We start from the raw sequence: 18,774 nt of genomic DNA, 5'->3' as shown, positions 1-18,774 counted from the left end.
GAATTCAAGCTCAAGACCAAGGTCACCAAGGCCGAGGTGAAGGGCAAGAAGGCCGTGCTGACGCTCGAACCCGCGGCGGGCGGCGAGGCCGAAACGCTCGAGGCCGATGTCGTGCTCGTCTCGATCGGACGGCGCCCGAATACCGAAGGCCTCTGCCTCGACAAGGCGGGGCTGGCGCTCAACCAGCGCGGCCAGATCGAGACCGACCATGATTTCCGCACCTCGGTCCCCGGTATCTGGGCGATCGGCGACGTCATTCCGGGCCCGATGCTCGCGCACAAGGCCGAGGACGAAGGCATCGCCTGCGCCGAGAATATCGCCGGTCAGACTGGCATCGTGAACCACGATGTCATCCCCTCGGTCGTCTACACCTGGCCCGAAATCGCCGGGGTCGGCCTGACCGAAGAACAGGCGAGGGAGCGCGGTGAGGTGAAGGTCGGCAAATTCCCGATGCTCGCGAACAGCCGCGCCAAGACCAACCACGAGCCCGACGGATTCGTGAAGGTGATCGCCGATGCCAAGAGCGACCGCGTGCTCGGCGTCTGGATCATTGCGAGCGTCGCCGGGACGATGATTGCGCAGGCCGCGCAGGCGATGGAATTCGGCGCGACGAGCGAAGACATCGCCTACACCTGCCACGCGCATCCGACGCACAGCGAGGCGATCAAGGAAGCCGCGATGGCGGTGACGGGCAAGCCGATCCACATCTGAGACAAGCAAAACAGGGGAGACGGGATATGGCGAAGCGCGGGCTCTTGGGGGCGGCTTCGCTCGTCCTCTCGCTCATGGCGACCGGCGCGCAGGCGGCGCCGGATATCGCCGCGGCCGACGCGCGCCTGTCGGCGCTGCTCGACAAAAATTATCCGGCGCTGGAGGCGATCTACAAGGACCTGCACCTCCACCCCGAGCTCGGGATGCAGGAGGTTCGCACCGCGGGCATCCTCGCGCAGCAGCTCCGCAAGGCCGGCTTCACCGTGACCGAGAAGGTCGGGGGCACCGGCGTCGTCGGCGTTCTGAAGAATGGTGACGGCCCGACGATCCTCGTCCGTGCCGACATGGATGCGCTGCCGCTCGAGGAAAAAACCGGCCTCCCTTGGGCGAGCAAGGCGCGCGCGACCTATGAAGGCAAGGATGTGCCGGTGATGCACGCCTGCGGCCACGACACGCATGTCGCCTATCTCGTCGGCGTCGCGCAGGCGCTGAGCGCGATGCGCGACAGCTGGTCGGGCACGGTGGTGCTGATCGGCCAGCCCGCCGAGGAACCGCTCAAGGGCGCGCGCGCGATGCTCGACGACGGGCTGCTCACGCGCTTTCCCAAGCCCGATTTCGGTTTCGCCGCGCATGTCAGCAATCTTCCCGCTGGCGTCGTCGCGATCAAGGCGGGGCCGTCCTCCTCGGCGTCGGACAGCTATTCGGTGACCTTTCACGGCCGCGGCGGCCATGGCTCGATGCCCGCGGCGACGATCGACCCGATCCCGATCGCCGCGCGCTTCGTGACCGATGCGCAGGTGCTGATCAGCCGCGAGAAGGACCCCGCTGCGTTCGGGGTGCTGACGATCGGCGCGATTCACGCCGGCAGCGCCCCGAACATCATCCCCGACAGCGCCGAGGTGAAGGTCAATCTCCGCTCGCAGGCGCCCGACGTGCGCGAACTGCTGCGCGGCGGCACCGCGCGCGCGGCGAAGGCGGCGGCGATGATGGGCAACGCCCCCGAACCGACGATCACCTATCTCGGCGGCACCGGCGTCCTGATGAACGACGAGACGATGGCGGCTTCGGCGGCATCGCTGCTCGGGCCGGTGTTCGGCAAGGGACTGGTTTTCGCGCCTGCGGCCGGGGCGCCGATGTCGGGCAGCGAGGATTATTCGGAATTCGTCGATGCCGGCGTGCCGTCGGTCTTCTTCGGCATCGGCGGCTATGATCCCGCGGTGCTCGCCGACCTCAAGGCAAAGGGCGAGCCCGCGCCGACCAATCATTCGCCCTTCTTTGCGCCCAAGGCGGAGCCCGCGATCCGCAATGCGGTGCGGGCGATCACCCTGTCGATCATCGGCGGCGTGCGCCCGGCTGCAAAATAATGCCGGTGGTGCCCGGCATCGACAATGCGCTGATCGTTCGCCTGCTCGATCTGGCGGGGATAGGCGTGTTCGCGCTGTCGGGCGCGCTGATGGCGGTACGGCTGCGTCAGACGCTCGTGACCGCCTGCTTCTTCGCGCTCGTCACCGGGGTCGGCGGCGGTAGCGTCCGCGACCTCTTGATCGGGGCGCCGGTCTTCTGGGTGCAGGACGGCGCGATCGCCGCGGTGTGTATCGCCATCGCGCTGACCGTCTGGGCGACGCCCGAGCGCTGGTGGCAACAGGGCCAACTCCTCGAATGGGCCGACGCGGTGGGGCTTGCCGCCTATGCCGTCTTCGGCACCGCGAAAGCGCTTGCGTGGGGCGTCCCTCCGGTGCCGGCGCTGATGATGGGGGTGATCACCGGCTGCGTCGGCGGCACGATCCGCGACATATTGGCGGGCGTCCCGTCGATCATCATGCGCCCCGAAATCTATGTGACCGCGGCGGCACTTTCGTCGGGGCTCTATCTCGTTTTACTGTGGCTCGGTCTGGGCACCGCGATCGCCGCGGTGGCGGGCGCCTGCGCCGGCTTTGTCCTGCGCGGCGCCGCAATTCGCTGGTCATTGGCGCTTCCCGCCTATAAAGGCCCCCGCGAATCGCGGTAAACAGCGGGCTAATCGAGCCGCAACGCCGGCTTAACATCGATCCGCTACGGATCCGGGGACGCGCGGAGGGGCGCGCCCAGGGGACCAGTTTCAACCTTGATGACATTGCTGATCTCGTTCGGCGCCGGGGTCGCGGCGCCCGATTGCGCGAGCGCGTGCGGCGAGCCGGCGGCGACCGGCCGCTGGATCGTCGGGCTGTCGCTGGTCATCTTCGTGTTGCCGTTCATCGCATCGCTGCCGATCTATCGGGTCTTTCGCCACCTTCGATCCCGAAAGCGCGTTTCCGTCGCGGCTTGACCGCGCCGCGCAACGCGGCATGTTGAGGGGCTAACGGTAACGGACCCCGGCGGAATGACGACAGAACAGACCAGCGCGAACGGCATCAGCATCACCTATGAGGACAGGGGCGCGAAGGGCGCGCCTGCGATCCTGCTCGTGATGGGGCTGGGGGGACAACTCACCCTCTGGCCCGACGAGTTCGTCGATGCGCTCGTTGGGCACGGTTTTCGCGTGATCCGCTACGACAATCGCGACGTCGGCCTGTCGACCCGCTTCGATGCGGCGGGGGTCCCCAATCTCAAATGGATGTTCGTCAAGGCGGCGCTCAAGCTGCCGGTGCGCAGCGCCTACACGCTCGCCGACATGGCGGCCGACGGTATGGCGCTGCTCGATCATCTCGGCATCGAGCGTGCGCATATCGTCGGCGCGTCGATGGGCGGGATGATCGTCCAGCATATGGCGGCGCGCTATCCCGAGCGGGTGCTGTCGCTGACGTCGGTCATGTCAACCACCGGCAATCCGCGCCTGCCCCGCGCGCAGAAGGAAGCGATGCGTGTCCTCGCCAATCGGCCGATGAGCGGCGATCCCGAAGCGATGATCGCCTATTCGGTCAACGCCGCGCGGGTGATCGGCAGCCCCGCCTATCCCGCCGCCGAGGACCGGCTGCAGCGCCGGGTGCGAAACGATTATGAGCGCGGCTGGTATCCGCAGGGCGTCGCGCGGCAGATGGCGGCGATCGTCGCCGACGGCGACCGCCGATCGATGTTGAAGCGCATCACCGCGCCGACGCTGGTGATCCATGGCGAGGCCGACCCGCTCGTGCCGATCGAGGGCGGACGCGATACCGCGGCGAACATCTCCGGCGCGCGGTTGCTGACGATCCCCGGCATGGGCCACGACCTGCCGCTCGCGCTCGTCGATACGCTGGCGGACGCGATCGCGGATCATGCGAAGGGCGTGGCGGTCGCGGCCTGATTCCTCCCCTCCCGCAAATGGGCGAGGAATTATTTCAGCAGCAGCGCCAGTGTCGCCAGCAATCCCTTCGCCTGCGCATCGCCCGCCCGCGGCACCGCAGGCAGGAAGGCGCGGCAGTCGAGGCAGCTTGCCTGCACCGACCCCGCTTTGGTGAATAATGCCATATCCTGCACCAGCCGCCGCTCGGCGAGCTCGCGGTTCATGGCCGCGATGCCGAACCAGCCGCGCGGCAAGGCGGCTTCCTGTTCCTGCTCGGCGCCGGTCAGGCTGGCGAGCATCCTGGAAAATTCGCTCGGCTCTTCCTCATAATATTTGGCATGATAGGCGCCGTCGATCTTCGCCAGCTTCGCCGCCGCGGCGAGCGCGTCGGGCAGGCCGCCGAACTGGTCGACCAGGCCGATCTGGCGCGCGGTGCCGCCCGCCCAGACGCGGCCTTCGGCGATCTCCCGGATCTTCTCGATCGGCTGCTTACGGCTTTTCGCGACAAGGCCGGTGAAGCGCGCATAGATATCCTCGACGCTCGCCTGCGCCATCGCGTTGAACTCGTCGTTCACGCCGCCGAACACGTCGGGTTGGCCCGACAGCGGGGTCGTCGCGATACCGTCGGCATTGACGCCGATCTTGGCGAGCGCCTGATCGAAGCTCGGGATGATTCCGAAGACGCCGATCGATCCGGTGATCGTCTCGGGTTCGGCGAAGATGCGGTCGGCGGGGGTCGAGACCCAATAGCCGCCCGACGCCGCGACATTCGCCATCGACACGACGACGGGCAGCTTCTTCGCCTTCGCCTGCAATAGCGCCTGCCGGATCTGCTCCGACGCCAGCACCGACCCGCCCGGCGAATCGACGCGCAGCACGATCGCCTTGGTGCCGCTGTCGGCGACGGCGTCGAGGATATGTTCGGCGATCGTGTCGCCGCCCGCGCTGCCGCCGCCCGTTTCGCCGTCGACGATCTCGCCGACCACCGGCACGACCGCGATCGCGGCGCCTTTCGTCTCGGGCGGATTGGCGGCGACCCAATTTTCGAGCGGGATCGCGTTAAATTCCCACGGCCGGCTGTCGTCGTCGGCGCCGCTGATCTCGGCGACGCGCGCGCTGAACGCCATGCGGCTGCCGACCTTGTCGATCAGTCCGGCATCGACGCCCGCCTTCGACAGATCATTGGCCGCCGCCTTCACCGCGCCCGCGGTGTCGGCGACGAAGGCGTCGATCTTCGCTTTCGGCCGCGCTTTCTTGACCTCGGTCAGCCAGTTTTCCCACAAGGCGCCGGCATAGGCCATGTCGGCTTCCTTCGCCTCGGGCGACTGGTCGCTGCGCAGATAGGGTTCGACCGCGCTCTTGAAGGTGCCGACGCGATAGATGTGCGCGGTGATGCCGAGCTTGTCCATCAATCCCTTGTAATAGAGGCGCGAGCCGCCCGGCCCGGCGATCGCGACGCCTCCGATGTCGTCGGACCAGATTTCGCTGGCGTGCGCCGCGACCTGATAGCTGTCGGTGGTATAAGCAGTGGCGAAGGCGAGCACCGGCTTTTTCGCTGCGCGCACCTTGTCGACCGCGGCGCCGATCTCGGCGAGCGAAACCTGACCGCCGCCGAGGAAACGATCGAGGTCGAGCACGACCGAGGTGACGCGCTTGTCGGTCGCCGCGGTTTCGAGCGCCCGCACCACATCGCGGGTCCTGATTTCCTTGAGTTGGTTGCCGCCCGAGAGCGCCGCGAGCGGATCGACGTCCGACGGCTGTTCGGTGACGATGCCGTCGAAATCGACGACGAGCGCGCCTTTGCTCACCGGCAGTGCGGCGTTTGGCCGTCCCGCGAGCAGGCCGAAGAGGAGGGCGAAGAAGATCAGCAGAAAGATCAGCGCCAGCGCGTCCTTGATGCCGACGAGCAGGTTCCAGACCTTGCGCGGGAAGCTCGTGCCGCTGCGAGGCTTGCCGTCGCCCGGCAGCGGCCGGCGGACAGGAATGGCCCAGGGGCCTGCGGGGTCGTTGGGAGGCGTGGCGGTGGTGTCGGTCATGCCCGCGAACCTAGGGATGCGCCCCGGCGTTGGCAATGCGCGCTTCGACGGGCGGACGGCAGTCCCCCACCGGCGACATCACAGCCATCCCTCGCGGCGATACCAGCGCACGGTTTCTGCCAGCGCGTCGCCGGTGTCGCGTTCCGGGCGCCACAGCGCGGCGGGAGGGCAGGCGCCGCCGCTCGCAACCCAGTCGGGGTGCGCGATGTAACGGGCGCGATCGGCGGTCAGCTTGGCGCGGCTGCGGCGGACCAGCGTGTCGAGCCGACCGGCGGTCTTGAGCAGCAGCGCAGGGGTCGCGACCGTCGCCAGCCGTTGCCGCCCGACCGCATCGGCGATCGCGCGCGCGAAACCGCGATAGGACCAGCCCGAAGGCGTGCCGTCGTCGGGTTCGTACATCTGGCCGATGCTCGCCTCGCGGTCGCTGGCAAGCGCGACGAGCAGCCGCGCGAGTTCCTCGACATAGATTGCGGACAGGCGCCCGCTCGGAACCAGCGCGAGGCCGCGCTGCGCCATGCGGAACAGGTCGAGCATCTCGGTATCGCCGGGGCCGAACACCGCGGGCGGACGCACGATCGTCCAGTCGAGCCCGCTTTCGATGACGACTTTCTCCGCGCGTTCCTTCGACCAGCCATAGTTGGAAAGGCCGGGCTCGCGCACGGCGAGCGAGGAGACATGGATGAAACGGCGGACGCCGGCTTCGCGTGCAGCATCGACGACGTTCGCGGTCGCCGTCGCATTGCCTGCCTCGAAATCGGCGCGCGTCGGGACGTTTACGACACCCGCGATGTGCATCACGACGTCGCTGCCTGCCGCCATCTCGGCGAGGTTGTCCCGCTCGTCGAGCGCTCCGGCGATCCAGGTCACGCCTTCGCGTTCATCCTGCGGACGGCGGGTGAGGGCGCGGACGTGCCATCCCGCTTCGACCGCCTGCCGCAGCGCCGCCTTGCCGACGAAGCCCGTCGCGCCGGTCATCGCGAGGGTGCGCTGGTTCAAAGCAGCACCATATGATCGCGGTGGACGATCGCGGCCCGCGGCGCATAGCCGAGCGCCGCTTCCTGCGCGTCGCGGCCGAGGCCGAGGATCGCGGCGGCATCGGCGGCGGGATATTCGGACAGGCCGCGCGCGACGGTGCGCCCGTCGGGACCCGCGATGTCGAGGATGTCGCCGCGCACGAAGCTGCCGGTCGCGGCGGTGACGCCCGCGGCGAGCAGGCTCGCGCCGCCGCTGAGGGCCTTTACCGCGCCGGCGTCGATGATGAGCTTGCCCTTCGCGGTCAGCCCGCCCGCAAGCCATGCCTTGCGCGCGCTCGCGCCTTTCTCGGCGGCGAACAGCGTGTGGCGCGCGGCAGCCGACAGCGGGCGATCGACATGGCCCGAGGCTATGGCGAGGTGCGCGCCGGCGGCGTTGGCGATGCGCGCCGCCGCGATCTTCGACACCATGCCGCCCGACCCCATGCCCGACGCCGATCCGGTGTCGGCCATCGCCTCGATCGCCGCATCGATCCGCTCGACGCGGGCGATATGGCTGGCGCCGGGCAGCGCGGGATTTTTGTCGTAGAGGCCGTCGATGTCGGAGAGCAGGATCACGCCACCTGCGCCCGCCGCCTGCGCGACCCGCGCGGCGAGGCGGTCGTTGTCGCCAAAGCGGATTTCTTCGGTCGCGACGCTGTCATTTTCGTTGATCACCGGCACGACGCCGAGCCCCAGCAGCCGGTCGAGCGTCGCGGCGGCGTTGAGATAGCGGCGGCGATGCTCGAGATCGTCGAGCGTGACGAGAATCTGCGCCGCGGTCAGTCCCTCGGCGCCGAGCACCTCGGCCCAGACCTGGCTCAGCGCGATCTGGCCGGTCGCGGCCGCCGCCTGCGCGTCTTCGAGCGAAGCGCGGCCGCCCTTCGCCAGCCCCAGCCGCCGCGCGCCGAGCGCGATGGCGCCTGACGAAACGACCGCGACCTGCTGGCCCGCGCGGGTCCGGTCGGCGATGTCGGCGGCGATGCCCGCCAGCCAGTCGCGCCGCACCGCGCCGTCGGGATCGACGAGTAACGCGGAGCCGATCTTGACGATCAGGCGGGGGCAGGCGGCAGGCGGAAACAGCTTCATGGCGCAGCCGATAGCGTGATGCGCGCCCTTGGCCAATGCGAATGTCCTGCTTGACCCGACTCGCGTAATTTTATTCCAGAAGCCACCGAGGTCACACTAGATGTCCCGCTGTTCGTCCCCGCGATTCAGTCGCCGTCCCATTGAAAGACCGTCTCGAGCGGCTTGTCGAAAGTGCGGGCGATACGAAAGGCGACTTCGAGCGAAGGCGAATATTTGCCCTGTTCGATCGCCGCGACCGTCTGCCGCGTCACGCCGACGCGGTCGCCGAGTTCGCCCTGGGTCATTTCGCCGGCAAGGAAGCGCAGGGTACGGATGTCGTTGCTGAAGGGAAGCTTAGCCATGCCAGCCCCTCCGGTAGCTGGTCAGGACCACCAGATGGTGGACCGCCTCGGCGGTCACCAGCGCGAACAGACCGATGTTGGCGAGCCGCGCGCCGCTTTCGAGAAAGGGCATGACGACCGCGGCGACGATCGTCCCGATCATCAGCACATAATAGCCCGCAGCGGCGCAGCGACGGCTGATCGCGCGATCGCGCTCGTCGGCGCGTGCGCGCTCCTTCCCCGGTGCGCGCGCGGTCAGATAGAGCGACCCGGCGATCACGATGACGAGCTGGGTCAGCGTGATCGCTCCGAACAGCCACAGCATCGGAAACAGCTCGTGGCTGGCAGGATGGCCCGCGACGAGGAGCCCAAAATAGAGCGCATAGGCAACCAGCATGCTGATCAGCGTCAGCCACGCCGTCTTTTCGCGAAAAGCCATGACAGGAAACTCCTCATGTTCGTTATTCATGACGTTATGTTAAAAATATAGAACATTGAGTCAATATTTTTTTACATTGGTGGACGATGGGCGGCGTTTCGAGCTTTCGCTGCCGGGCCGGACGGGCTAGACCCCCGCGCCATGTCCACGCTCCCCAAAACGCTCACCCTCGACACCTCGACGAGCCGCGCCAATCCGACGCCGCAGCCGATGAAGCGGCTGACGGTGCCGCGTATCCGCCAGCGCAAGGGCGGCGAGCCGCTTGTGATGCTGACCGCCTACACCGTGCGCATGGCGCAGCTGCTCGACCCGCATTGCGATATGCTGCTCGTCGGCGATTCGCTTGCGCAGGTGATCTATGGCTTGCCGCATACGGTCGGCGTGACGATGGACATGATGGCGCTGCACGGCGCTGCGGTCGTGCGCGGCAGCTATCATGCCGCGGTGATCGTCGATATGCCTTTCGGCAGCTACGAGGGCAGCCCGCAGCAGGCGTTCGACAATGCGGCGCGCCTGCTCAAGGAAACCGGCGCCGCAGCGGTGAAGGTCGAGGGCGGCAAGGTGCTGGCCCCGACGATCGAGTTCCTGACCCAGCGCGGCATTCCGGTGATGGGGCATGTCGGGCTGACGCCGCAGGCGGTCAATATCCTCGGCGGCTATGGTGTGCGCGGCAAGAGCGAAGAAGAAGCGCGCTCGATCGTCGAGGATGCGGTCGCGGTCGCGCAGGCGGGCGCCTTTTCGATCGTGATCGAGGGCGTGCTCGAATCGATTGCGATCGAGATCACCGACAAGGTCGATTGCCCGACGATCGGCATCGGCGCCTCGGCCCGTTGCGACGGGCAGGTGCTGGTGACCGACGACATGCTCGGCATGTTCGAACGCGTGCCCAAGTTCGTGAAGCGCTATCAGGACATGGCGAGCGTCGTGAACGGCGCGGTCCGCGACTATGCGGACGAGGTCAGGTCCCGTTCATTTCCGACCGAGGATCAGATCTACGCAGGGTAAGGCGGCGCGAAGCCGTGCAATGTGAATCGCTTGGCGTTTCTCCGCGCCGTCGCTAAGGAAGCGGCGGCGCGGAGCCGATTTGAAGTTGATGGAGGTTTGATTGGCCCTGAGCCCGACCAACGATGCGGCCCTGTTGCAGGAAGTCGATGAAGCGGTCCGCAAGGACCAGCTCGACACGATCATGCAGCGCTATGGGCGCTGGATACTTGGCGGCGCGGTCGCTGCGCTCCTCGCGTTCGGCGGCTATCTCTATTGGGGGCATCGGCAGGACGTCGTGCGCGGCGAAAAGGCGGAGGAACTGCTCGCCGCTTTCGACAAGGTAAAGTCGGGTCAGCCGACCGCGGCGACCGCCGCACTCAAGACGCTCGAGGGCGAGGGCAACCCCGCCTATCGTGCCGCGGCGCTGATCGAGCAATCGAACCTCAAGGCGCAGACCGGCGACCTCAAGGCGGCGGCCGCGTTGATGGCGAAGGTTGCGACCGACACCAAGCTCGACCAGTCGCTGCGCGATATGGCGCTGATCCGCCAGACCGCACTCGAATATGACACGCTGAAGCCCGAGGCGATCGTCGCCCGGCTGAAGCCGATCGTCGATGCCAAGGACCCGGTCTCGAGCTGGTTCCCGAGCGCCGCCGAGCTCAGCGCCGCGGCCTATTATCAGCAGGGCCAGTACGACCAGGCAGGCAAGCTCTATGGCCGCATCGCGAAGATGCCGGGCGTGACGAAGTCGCTCCAGTCGCGCGCCGTCCAGATGGCGGGGATGCTCGGCGTCGATGCCGTGGCCGACCGCGCGGCGGAGAGCCTCAAGGCCGATGCCGAGCGGGTGCGGGCGGCCGGAAACACGGACAACGGGGACCAGAAAGGCGCGCCGGGCGCAGCGGCGGCCGCGAAGAGTGAGGAAGCCAAGTAAGATGCGGAAACGCCATTATGTGATGGGCGCGGTGCTGCTCGCACTGCCGCTCGCGGGCTGCGGTGCGCTCAAGGGCAACGGCGGCCCCAAGACGCCGACGGTCGGCCAGCGCGTGTCGATCCTGTCTAACGACAACAGCATCAAGGTCGATCCGGCGACCGAAGCGGTCGCGGTCGTGCTGCCCGATCCTGCGGTCAACGCAGACTGGGCGCAATCGGGCGGCAATGCCTCGAAATCGATGGGCCATCCGGCGCTCGGCGCCGCGCGCGAGAAGGTTTGGGAGGCGCGCGTCGCGGGCAGCACCAACAAGCAACGGCTCGCCTCGTCGCCGGTGATCGCCGACAACCGGCTGTTCGTCGTCGATACCGACGCGGTGGTGACCGCCTATGCTGCGGACACGGGCGCCAGGCTGTGGAGCGCGTCGATCGGCAGCACCGGCAAGGATTACAAGAACTCGCTGTTCGGCGGCGGCGCCGCGGTCGATGGCAACACCGTCTATGCGACGAGCGGATCGGGCGACGTCGCCGCGCTGAACGTCGCCGACGGCAGCGTGCTGTGGAAGGCGAAGCCCGCGGGGCCGCTGCGCGGCGCGCCGACGGTCGCCTTCGGCGGCGTCTATGTGATCAGCCAGGACAACCAGATTTTTGCGCTCAACGCCGCGAGCGGCGCGGTGCAGTGGCAGGCGACCGCCTCGCTCGAGCCGGGGAGCGTCTTCGGCGCCGCATCGCCGGCGGCTGGGCAGGGCACGATCGTCGCGGGCTATTCGTCGGGCGAGGTCCAGGCCTATCGTTACGAGAACGGCCGCGACCTCTGGGAAGATGCGCTTGCGCGCACCTCGATGGCGCTGTCGGTTTCGACGTTGTCGGATGTCGATGCCGATCCGGTGATCGACCGCGGCCGCGTCTTCGCGCTCGGTCAGGGCGGCCGCATGGCGAGCTATGAGCTCGTCACCGGCCAGCGCAGCTGGGAAATCTCGATCGCGGGCATCTCGACCCCCTATGTGGTCGGCGAGTGGGTCTATGCGATGACCGACGACGGCAAGCTGCTCTGCGTCGCGCGGACCAGCGGCAAGGTCCGCTGGCTCCAGCAGCTCGCACGCTATCGTGTCGAGACCGAAAAGAAGAAGAAGGACCCGATCCGCTGGACCGGGCCGATCCTGGCCGGCGGTCGCCTGATCGCGGTGAACAGCGAGGGCCAGCTGGTCGAATTCTCGCCGACCGACGGCTCGACCCTCGCGACGACCGAGTTCAAGACGCCGCTGTCGCAGACGCCGGTGGTCGCGAACAATATTTTGTATATTCTGGCAGACGACGGAACCATCACGGCCTGGCGCTGAGGCGTCCGGGCCGGGGCGGCCCGGATGAGATAGGAACCAAGCCATGGCGCGATCCGCGACGATCGCCATTGTCGGTCGGCCCAATGTCGGCAAATCGACGCTGTTCAACCGGCTCGTCGGCAAGCGCCTCGCGCTCGTCGACGACCAGCCGGGGGTGACGCGCGACCGGCGCGAGGGCGATGCGAAGCTGCTCGGCCTCGAATTCCTGATCGTCGATACCGCGGGGTTCGAGGATCAGGATGCCGCGACCCTGCCCGGCCGGATGCGCGTCCAGACCGAGAAGGCGGTGCGCGAGGCCGACGCGGCGCTGTTCATGGTCGATGCGCGCGCGGGGGTCACTCCGCTCGACGAGGAAATCGCGCGCTGGCTGCGCAGCGAGGACACGCCGATCATCCTCTGCGCGAACAAGGCCGAAGGCAAGCAGGGCGAGGCGGGGCTGATGGAGGCCTATAGCCTCGGCTTCGACACGGTGTTCGCCTTGAGCGCCGAGCATGGCGAAGGGCTGGTCGACCTGTTCGACGCGCTCCGCCCGATCGTCGAGCCCTTCATGGAGGCCGCCGAGGACGCGGCAAGCGCCGAAGCGGGCGAGGACGAACCGCTCGGCCCGCTCAAGCTCGCGATCGTCGGGCGCCCGAACGCCGGCAAGTCGACGCTGATCAACCGCATGATCGGCGAGGACCGGCTGATCACCGGCCCGGAGGCGGGGATCACGCGCGACTCGATTCGCGTCGATTGGCAATGGGAAAAGGACGGCGAAGTTCACCCGATCCAGCTCTTCGACACCGCCGGGATGCGCAAGCGCGCCAAGGTGCAGGACAAGCTTGAAAAGCTTTCGGTCGCCGACGCGCTCCACGCGGTCGATTTCGCCGAGGTCGTCGTGCTGCTGCTCGATGCCACCAAGGGCCTTGAAGCACAGGATCTGAAGATCGCCGACAAGGTGCTCGACGAGGGCCGCGCGCTGATCGTCGCGCTCAACAAATGGGACGTCGCCGGCGACCCCTCGTCGCTGTTCAACGGTGTGCGCGCGGCGCTCGACGACGGGCTCAGCCAGATCAAGGGCGTGCCTTTGCTCAGCATCTCGGGCGCGACGGGGAAGGGGATCGACACGCTGGTGCGCGTCGCCTTCGAGCAGCGCGCGATCTGGACGCAGCGCGTCTCGACCGCGAAGCTCAACCGCTGGTTCGAGCGCGCGGTCGAAACCAATCCGCCGCCGGCACCCGGCGGCAAGCGGATCAAGCTGCGCTATATGACACAGGCGCGCACGCGGCCGCCGACCTTCGTCGTCTTCGGCAGCCGCACCGACGATCTGCCCGCGAGCTATCAGCGCTATCTGATGAACGGGATGCGCAAGGAGCTGGGGTTCCAGGGCGTGCCGATCCGCCTCAATTTCCGCAATACGCGCAATCCTTATGGCGACTGACGTCGCGGGCCCTATGGCGACCGAGGCGCCGGCCGTCGTGGTCGATGCGCGCGGGATGCGCTGTCCCTGGCCCGCGCTCCGCCTCGCGCGCGCGATGCGTGGCGCGACGGACGTGACCTTGTTTGCCGACGATCCGCAGGCGGGACGCGAGGTTGCAGCGCTCGCGGCCGAACAGGGCTGGCGCGTCGAGGGCGATGGCGAGGAAGGCTGGCGGGTTCGCCGCGATTGACCCGAAACGGGGCGGCTTTGGTCGCCGCGTCTTTTCGTAACCCCTTTTTTACCGACTTTCGGCATGGGGGACACGGGACCACGACCATATTGAACACCGAGGGACAGGACATTGGACGAGATCCTGGTCGATTGGGATGAGTTTCGAGCGACCCGTACCCAGCTGGGCGCGGCGTTCGTGCGCATTCTCGGTTATTTCCGCGAAGACGGCACCAAATCGGTCGCCGCGATCGAGGAGGCGATGCGCGCCCGCGACGCGCGCGGCCTCGTCATGCCCGCGCACACGCTGAAGAGCGAGGCACGCCAGTTCGGCGGCGAACGGCTCGGCGCGCTCGCCGAGGATATCGAGATGTTCGCGCGCCACTGCGTCGAGGCGCAGCTGAGCCCAGAGGAATATCTGCCACGCGTCGTCACGCTCCGGACCTTGTTCGAGCAGACGCTGGAAGCGCTCGAGCGCGAAGCGAACCCGCTCGTCCAGCGCAGACCCGCGAGTTTCGGCCGCGCTGCCGGTTATTAGGCCGGGGCCGCTTTCCGCATCGGCTGCAGTTGCCGGCGCGACAGGCTGCGCCAGAGCCATTCGAGCGGGCCATAGTGGAAGCGGTCGAGCCACGGCTTCGACCAGAGCAGCATCGCCGCCCACATGCCGAAGCAGAAGAGATAGAGCGCGGTGCGCCCGATACTGCCGAACAGGCCAAGCCCATAGCCATAGAAGATCGTCGTCATCACGATCGAGGTGACGAGATAATTGGTGAAGGCCATCCGCCCGGCCGCCGCAAGCCGGGCGTTCACCGCGTCGCTCGCCGCGGTCCGGATCAGCAGCATGATCAGCGCCGCCCAGCCGATCGTCATCGCGACGTCGAACGGCATCGATAGCGACAGCGATGCGCCGAAGGTCGAAACCGCGCTGAACCCTTGCGTATATTGATAGCAGGCAAGGGCGGCGAGCGGCGGAATGGCGACGAGGAAGCCGGTGAGCGTCCATTTGCGGTAGCGCGCCGGCTCCCATTCGCCGGTCAGAAAGCGCGATTTGAACAGCGCCATGCCGATCAGCATCAGCCCCATCGTCTCCCACAGGAACATCAGCGCCTGGACGAAGGGCTCCGCCGCTTTCGCGCCGAGCTTTTCGGCGACGATGCTGCCATAACTGCCGAGGTGCACCGCGATATCCTTTGCATAGCTTGCGGCGCCGGGACCCATGTCGGCGTTCATGTCGGCAAGGTCGCTCTGCATTTGCGCCATCACTTCGGGCGGTAATTTCCCCGCTTCGGCGAGCGCGAAGGCGATCCAGGCCGAACCGAGCAGGCCGATCGCGACGACGAAGAAGACGAGCGCCCAGATCAGCAGCGCCTTCACCGAAAGGTTGCGGAAGGCGAAGAGGAGCAGCCCGCACATCGCATAGAGGAACAGGATGTCGCCGAACCAGATGAAATAGAAATGGGCGAGGCCGAAGATCGCGAGCCAGATCATCCGCGCATAATGCGATCCGGCCGCGCTGCGTCCGCTCGCCTCCGCGCGCTCGATCACGAGCAGCGTGCTGGCGCCGAACAGCATCGAGAACAGCCCGCGCATCTTCGAATCGATGAAGACGAAGTTGAAGAACCAGGCCGCGAGGTCGGCCTTGCCGACCGGCCCGCCCGCGACCGGATTGATATAGGCGGCGAAGGGCAGCGCGAAGGCGACGATGTTCATCGCCAATATGCCCATCACCGCGACCCCGCGGATCGCGTCGAGGCTTTCATAGCGCCTCATGGTTGCCTGCGTTTCCATGCCGGTTTCCCCCGCCGCCGATGATGCGAAGACCTATCGGCCCGCCGGAAGGGCGTCGAGGAGTTTCTCGTCTCCGTTAAAGGGTTATTGACATCTATGTCAGTAATGCTATCTCCACAGCATCAGATGATTCGCGAAAGAGCCGCCATGACCCCGACCCTCTTCTCCCATCCCGATCGCGTCCCCGCGAAATTCCGCCCGTTCAAGGCCTTTCAGCACTTCCGCAAGCTGATCAAGGACAAGGAAGATACCGAACAGGTCTTCCACATCTTCGAAAATCTGCCGCGCAAGGGCTTCATGGACGATGCCCGCGCCTTCGTCGAAAGCGACCTCGGCAAGCGGCTGATGGCGAGCGAACCTTATCTTCCCGACCTGCTCGACGATCATGGCTGGATCGACAAACTCCCAGAGGGCAGCGTCGGCCACGCTTACGTCACCTTCATGCGCCGCGAAGGCCTGTCGGCGGCGGGGCTCGTCGCCGAGGCCGAGAAGATGGGGCGCCCGCAATATGACGACCAGCTCCAATGGTATGCGAACCGCCTGCGCGACACGCACGACCTGTTCCATATCCTGACCGGCTACGGCCGTGACGCGCTCGGCGAACAGTGCGTGCTCGGCTTCACCTATGGCCAGACCGGCAATTACGGCAATTTCTTCATCGCCTATGCCGGCGGCCTCGAGCTCAAACGCAGCGTCAAGGGCGATGCTCCGGTGATGGGCGCGATCCGTCAGGGCCAGCGCCACGGCCAGGTGTCGAAGGCGATCATCGAGCAGGACATCCGCGCCTTGCTCGCCGAGCCGCTCGAAGCCGCGCGCGCGCGGCTCGGCATCGCCAAGCCGACGCTCTACGAAGCGGCGCACCGGGCCTATCGCAGCAACGGCATCGACCCCTATAATTTCCTCGCGGCGCAGCCCGCGGCGGCCTGAGCGCAGCGGGGCTTCGGTCAGCGGATCAGATGCGTGCTCCCCCAGAAACCTTTGGGGAGCACGGTCAGATCGCCGAGCTCCGCACGGGTGAGCGCGCTGTCGATCTCGCCCTGCGCGAAGGATAGCGCCGCGCCCTCGTCGACCGTCAGTACCTTGCGGTCGCGCATCAGTACGCGCCCGTCGACCAGCACGGTCGCGACATCCTCGCCATTGGCATAATAGACGACCCGGTGAACGGGCATGTTCATCGGCATCAGGCGGGGTTTGAACCAGTCGATCAGGATGATGTCGGCGCGCTTGCCGGCCTCCAGCGATCCGATCTCCTTCTCCATGCCGATCGCGCGGGCGGCGTCGATCGTCACCATTTCCAGCACCTTGCCGGCGGGCAGCACGTCGGGGTCGCGGAAATGCCGGCGGTGATAGCGCGTCGCCTGGAACATGTGGCGGAACATGTCATAGCTGCGATCGGGCGCCGCCCCGTCCGATCCGAGCATGACGATCGCGCCGGCATCGATCAGCTCGGTTGTCGGATTGCGCCCCATGATCGAAAAGATCGCGCTCGGATTGTGCGAGATGCGCGTGCCGGTCGATGCGATCAGCCTGATTTCCTGATCGGTGAGGTCGGTGGCGTGCGAAAAGATCGCGTCGGGGCCGAGCAGGCCGAGTTCGTCATTTGCGAACTGGACCGTCCCCTTCGTATGCCCGTCCTGCAGGAAGAGGACGCCGGCCCGCTTCGACAGGTCGCGCACGGCGCGGGCCTCGCGCTTGATCTCGTCCAGCACCGCTCCCGGTGGGGCGTCCTTGGCCGCGATCGTCGGAAAAACCGTCGCCATGCGGATGCGCCCGTCGCCGGCCTTGTCCCACTTGCGGATCAGCGCTTCGGAGACGCCCAGCTGCTGCGCGAAATCGACCTTGATCGCGTGCGGCTTGCCACTCGTCCAGTCGGTGAAGGCGCTCGGAAACGGTCCGCGCCGCGGCCCGACGCCCAGGAACCATCGCACGCCGATATCGCGGATCGCGCCCAGATAGGCATCGGCATATTTGGGATCGTCGACGCGGTAGACGTCGGCGCCTCCCCCGAACAGATTGACCGAGGTGGTGACCCCGCCCTTCAGCCGTTCCAGCCCGGCAAGCTCGGCGTCGGCCTTCCAGAAATCGGGGGTCGATCCGTGGGCATAGAGGCGCTCGACCGCTGCGTTCCAATCCTCGCCGTCGGCGTCGAGGCTCTTCAGCATCGCGTGCCCGGCGTGCCCGTGCCCGTCGATCAGTCCGGGCATCACGATCTTGCGGTGCGCGTCGATCACCTCGCGGGCGTGAAAGCGCTGCTGAAGCTCGGCCGAGGTGCCGATCGCGACGATCCGGTTGCCGAGAATCGCGACGGCGCCGTCGTCGATGATCCGCCGCGCCGGGTCCATGGTGATGATCGTGCCGCCGTCGATGAGCAGATCGGCGCTTTCTTTGGCCGGGGCCGTCTGCCCTGTTGCTGCCCATAAGGCGAGAGTGCACGCTGCGGCCGCGAGCGACGTCCGGACCAGCCGGTTATAGATGGTCTGCATGATGGCCTCCTGTTTTGGTTGACGCCTTTGCTAAGCCGCCAGCCGCGCGATCAGCGCCTGCGCGGCGGCCGGATTGCGGACCTTCGCGCCCGCGATGAAGAAGATGTAGACATCGCGCTCGCCCTTCGCCCAGTTGCGGGCCTGCTGTGCCCAATGGTCGAGCGCCGCGTCGTCATAGCCGGTTTCGACCTCCTCCTGCGACCGCTGGAGGCGCGCATAGGTGAAGTCGGCGGTCTGTTCGTCGATGCAGGGAAATTCGTCGCTGTCCGCGAAGACGAGCGCCATGTTCCGCTCGCGCAGCATGTCGATGAACGTCTGATCGCGACAGCTTTCGTGCCGGACCTCGATCGCGTGGCGGAGCGGAAGCCCGTCGAGCGTTTCGGGCAGCAGGTCGAGGAAGCTCGCGAAATCGTCGCGCTCGAATGTCTTCGTCGCCATGAACTGCCAGTGGATCGGCCCGAGCCGGTCGCCGAGCCGCGTCACACCCTGGTTCAGGAATTTCTCGATCGATCCGGCGCCCTCGGCGAGTCGCTTGCGATTCGTCGCGAAACGCGACGCCTTGACGCTGAACCTGAACCCGCCCGGCACCGATGCGGCCCAGTTGGCGAAACTCTCGGGCTTCTGGCTGCCGTAATAGGTGCCGTTGATCTCGATTCCGGTCAGATGCTGTCCGGCATATTCGAGTTCGCGCTTCTGCGGATGCTTCGGCGGATAGAAGGCTCCGCGCCAGGGCTCGAAGGTCCAGCCGCCGATTCCGACATGAATGCTCATATATCCGC

Annotated in this window: 20 protein-coding genes; 11 read left to right on the top strand and 9 right to left on the bottom strand. The window is 67.0% G+C overall.

What is annotated here, in order from left to right:
• The 3 genes from ACE3SL_RS02700 to ACE3SL_RS02690 form a co-directional block, all read left to right on the top strand.
• Nucleotides 1–711: FAD-dependent oxidoreductase (locus tag ACE3SL_RS02700; protein ID WP_374524222.1), on the top strand; the 711-nt coding region annotated here is incomplete at its 5' end.
• A gap of 26 nt (nt 712–737) precedes the next feature.
• The gene (locus ACE3SL_RS02695; protein WP_374524221.1) at nt 738–2,075 is read left to right on the top strand and encodes an amidohydrolase; all 1,338 of its coding nucleotides are present in this window, start codon (nt 738–740) and stop codon (nt 2,073–2,075) included.
• On the top strand, nt 2,075–2,719 hold the full coding sequence (locus ACE3SL_RS02690; protein ID WP_374524220.1) for a trimeric intracellular cation channel family protein: 645 nt from the start codon (nt 2,075–2,077) through the stop codon (nt 2,717–2,719). Before ACE3SL_RS02695 ends, ACE3SL_RS02690 begins: the two co-directional genes overlap by 1 nt.
• A gap of 44 nt (nt 2,720–2,763) precedes the next feature.
• Here the strand turns inward: ACE3SL_RS02690 and ACE3SL_RS02685 are convergent, their stop codons facing one another.
• Nucleotides 2,764–2,928, bottom strand: a complete 165-nt coding sequence (locus ACE3SL_RS02685; protein ID WP_374524219.1) for a hypothetical protein — start codon at nt 2,926–2,928, stop codon at nt 2,764–2,766.
• 142 nt (nt 2,929–3,070) lie between these two features.
• Here ACE3SL_RS02685 and ACE3SL_RS02680 point away from each other — a divergent pair, with 142 nt between their 5' ends.
• Nucleotides 3,071–3,973 carry an alpha/beta fold hydrolase gene (locus tag ACE3SL_RS02680; RefSeq protein ID WP_374524218.1) on the top strand — a complete coding sequence of 301 codons (903 nt, stop codon included), beginning with the start codon at nt 3,071–3,073 and terminating at the stop codon, nt 3,971–3,973.
• A 29-nt stretch (nt 3,974–4,002) separates the two neighbouring features.
• Here the strand turns inward: ACE3SL_RS02680 and sppA are convergent, their stop codons facing one another.
• From sppA to ACE3SL_RS02655, 5 genes are all read right to left on the bottom strand, one after another.
• Complete coding sequence (sppA, locus tag ACE3SL_RS02675) at nt 4,003–5,988, bottom strand: signal peptide peptidase SppA (protein WP_374524217.1); 1,986 nt, start codon at nt 5,986–5,988, stop codon at nt 4,003–4,005.
• 78 nt (nt 5,989–6,066) lie between these two features.
• On the bottom strand, nt 6,067–6,963 hold the full coding sequence (locus ACE3SL_RS02670) for an NAD-dependent epimerase/dehydratase family protein (protein ID WP_374524224.1): 897 nt from the start codon (nt 6,961–6,963) through the stop codon (nt 6,067–6,069).
• A 17-nt stretch (nt 6,964–6,980) separates the two neighbouring features.
• Nucleotides 6,981–8,087 (bottom strand): glutamate 5-kinase, encoded by a 1,107-nt coding sequence (gene proB / locus ACE3SL_RS02665; protein ID WP_374524216.1) that lies wholly within the window; start codon nt 8,085–8,087, stop codon nt 6,981–6,983.
• 125 nt (nt 8,088–8,212) lie between these two features.
• Nucleotides 8,213–8,428 carry a helix-turn-helix transcriptional regulator gene (locus ACE3SL_RS02660; RefSeq protein WP_374524215.1) on the bottom strand — a complete coding sequence of 72 codons (216 nt, stop codon included), beginning with the start codon at nt 8,426–8,428 and terminating at the stop codon, nt 8,213–8,215.
• The gene (locus ACE3SL_RS02655; RefSeq protein WP_374524214.1) at nt 8,421–8,846 is read right to left on the bottom strand and encodes a hypothetical protein; all 426 of its coding nucleotides are present in this window, start codon (nt 8,844–8,846) and stop codon (nt 8,421–8,423) included. The genes ACE3SL_RS02660 and ACE3SL_RS02655 overlap by 8 nt, the downstream gene beginning before the upstream one ends.
• Before the next feature lie 141 nt (nt 8,847–8,987).
• Between ACE3SL_RS02655 and panB the strand changes: the two genes are divergently transcribed.
• From panB to ACE3SL_RS02625, 6 genes are all read left to right on the top strand, one after another.
• The gene (gene panB, locus ACE3SL_RS02650; RefSeq protein ID WP_374524213.1) at nt 8,988–9,851 is read left to right on the top strand and encodes a 3-methyl-2-oxobutanoate hydroxymethyltransferase; all 864 of its coding nucleotides are present in this window, start codon (nt 8,988–8,990) and stop codon (nt 9,849–9,851) included.
• A gap of 100 nt (nt 9,852–9,951) precedes the next feature.
• Nucleotides 9,952–10,761, top strand: coding sequence for a tetratricopeptide repeat protein (locus tag ACE3SL_RS02645; RefSeq protein ID WP_374524212.1), 810 nt, complete (start codon nt 9,952–9,954; stop codon nt 10,759–10,761).
• Between the two features lies 1 nt (nt 10,762).
• Nucleotides 10,763–12,097, top strand: coding sequence for a PQQ-binding-like beta-propeller repeat protein (locus ACE3SL_RS02640; protein ID WP_374524211.1), 1,335 nt, complete (start codon nt 10,763–10,765; stop codon nt 12,095–12,097).
• Between the two features lie 43 nt (nt 12,098–12,140).
• Entirely contained in the window at nt 12,141–13,517 is a 1,377-nt protein-coding gene (gene der / locus ACE3SL_RS02635) for a ribosome biogenesis GTPase Der (protein ID WP_374524210.1), read from the top strand.
• Nucleotides 13,507–13,746, top strand: a complete 240-nt coding sequence (locus tag ACE3SL_RS02630) for a sulfurtransferase TusA family protein (protein WP_374524209.1) — start codon at nt 13,507–13,509, stop codon at nt 13,744–13,746. The genes der and ACE3SL_RS02630 overlap by 11 nt, the downstream gene beginning before the upstream one ends.
• 111 nt (nt 13,747–13,857) lie before the next feature.
• Nucleotides 13,858–14,262, top strand: coding sequence for an Hpt domain-containing protein (locus tag ACE3SL_RS02625; protein WP_374524208.1), 405 nt, complete (start codon nt 13,858–13,860; stop codon nt 14,260–14,262).
• On the opposite strand, the gene ACE3SL_RS02620 is transcribed toward ACE3SL_RS02625, so the two are convergent.
• Nucleotides 14,259–15,494 carry a DUF418 domain-containing protein gene (locus ACE3SL_RS02620; RefSeq protein WP_374524207.1) on the bottom strand — a complete coding sequence of 412 codons (1,236 nt, stop codon included), beginning with the start codon at nt 15,492–15,494 and terminating at the stop codon, nt 14,259–14,261. The genes ACE3SL_RS02625 and ACE3SL_RS02620 overlap by 4 nt on opposite strands.
• Nucleotides 15,495–15,659: 165 nt before the next feature.
• On the opposite strand from ACE3SL_RS02620, the gene ACE3SL_RS02615 reads away from it, so the two are divergent.
• Nucleotides 15,660–16,439 carry a Coq4 family protein gene (locus ACE3SL_RS02615; protein WP_374524206.1) on the top strand — a complete coding sequence of 260 codons (780 nt, stop codon included), beginning with the start codon at nt 15,660–15,662 and terminating at the stop codon, nt 16,437–16,439.
• 17 nt (nt 16,440–16,456) lie between these two features.
• Here ACE3SL_RS02615 and ACE3SL_RS02610 read toward each other — a convergent pair whose 3' ends face one another.
• A complete protein-coding gene (locus tag ACE3SL_RS02610; RefSeq protein WP_374524205.1) occupies nt 16,457–17,995 on the bottom strand; it encodes an amidohydrolase family protein in 1,539 nt (512 codons plus the stop codon).
• A gap of 30 nt (nt 17,996–18,025) precedes the next feature.
• The gene (locus ACE3SL_RS02605) at nt 18,026–18,766 is read right to left on the bottom strand and encodes a DUF72 domain-containing protein (protein WP_374524204.1); all 741 of its coding nucleotides are present in this window, start codon (nt 18,764–18,766) and stop codon (nt 18,026–18,028) included.
• Nucleotides 18,767–18,774 lie beyond the last annotated feature (8 nt).

The organism is Sphingopyxis sp., assembly GCF_041916015.1.
In the GTDB taxonomy this organism is placed as follows: domain Bacteria; phylum Pseudomonadota; class Alphaproteobacteria; order Sphingomonadales; family Sphingomonadaceae; genus Sphingopyxis.
The sequence above is the reverse complement of the archived record's forward strand: the minus strand, read 5'-3'. Positions and strand labels throughout refer to the sequence as shown.

Excerpts from the sequence above, each read along its gene's own strand:
- ACE3SL_RS02695 (WP_374524221.1), top strand. The coding sequence starts at position 738 with ATGGCGAAGCGCGGGCTCTTGGGGGCGGCTTCGCTCGTCCTCTCGCTC.
- ACE3SL_RS02690 (WP_374524220.1), top strand. The coding sequence starts at position 2,075 with ATGCCGGTGGTGCCCGGCATCGACAATGCGCTGATCGTTCGCCTGCTC.
- ACE3SL_RS02685 (WP_374524219.1), bottom strand. The coding sequence starts at position 2,928 with ATGACCAGCGACAGCCCGACGATCCAGCGGCCGGTCGCCGCCGGCTCG.
- ACE3SL_RS02680 (WP_374524218.1), top strand. The coding sequence starts at position 3,071 with ATGACGACAGAACAGACCAGCGCGAACGGCATCAGCATCACCTATGAG.
- sppA (WP_374524217.1), bottom strand. The coding sequence starts at position 5,988 with ATGACCGACACCACCGCCACGCCTCCCAACGACCCCGCAGGCCCCTGG.
- ACE3SL_RS02670 (WP_374524224.1), bottom strand. The coding sequence starts at position 6,963 with ATGACCGGCGCGACGGGCTTCGTCGGCAAGGCGGCGCTGCGGCAGGCG.
- proB (WP_374524216.1), bottom strand. The coding sequence starts at position 8,087 with ATGAAGCTGTTTCCGCCTGCCGCCTGCCCCCGCCTGATCGTCAAGATC.
- ACE3SL_RS02660 (WP_374524215.1), bottom strand. The coding sequence starts at position 8,428 with ATGGCTAAGCTTCCCTTCAGCAACGACATCCGTACCCTGCGCTTCCTT.
- ACE3SL_RS02655 (WP_374524214.1), bottom strand. The coding sequence starts at position 8,846 with ATGGCTTTTCGCGAAAAGACGGCGTGGCTGACGCTGATCAGCATGCTG.
- panB (WP_374524213.1), top strand. The coding sequence starts at position 8,988 with ATGTCCACGCTCCCCAAAACGCTCACCCTCGACACCTCGACGAGCCGC.
- ACE3SL_RS02640 (WP_374524211.1), top strand. The coding sequence starts at position 10,763 with ATGCGGAAACGCCATTATGTGATGGGCGCGGTGCTGCTCGCACTGCCG.
- der (WP_374524210.1), top strand. The coding sequence starts at position 12,141 with ATGGCGCGATCCGCGACGATCGCCATTGTCGGTCGGCCCAATGTCGGC.
- ACE3SL_RS02630 (WP_374524209.1), top strand. The coding sequence starts at position 13,507 with ATGGCGACTGACGTCGCGGGCCCTATGGCGACCGAGGCGCCGGCCGTC.
- ACE3SL_RS02620 (WP_374524207.1), bottom strand. The coding sequence starts at position 15,494 with ATGAGGCGCTATGAAAGCCTCGACGCGATCCGCGGGGTCGCGGTGATG.
- ACE3SL_RS02615 (WP_374524206.1), top strand. The coding sequence starts at position 15,660 with ATGACCCCGACCCTCTTCTCCCATCCCGATCGCGTCCCCGCGAAATTC.
- ACE3SL_RS02610 (WP_374524205.1), bottom strand. The coding sequence starts at position 17,995 with ATGCAGACCATCTATAACCGGCTGGTCCGGACGTCGCTCGCGGCCGCA.
- ACE3SL_RS02605 (WP_374524204.1), bottom strand. The coding sequence starts at position 18,766 with ATGAGCATTCATGTCGGAATCGGCGGCTGGACCTTCGAGCCCTGGCGC.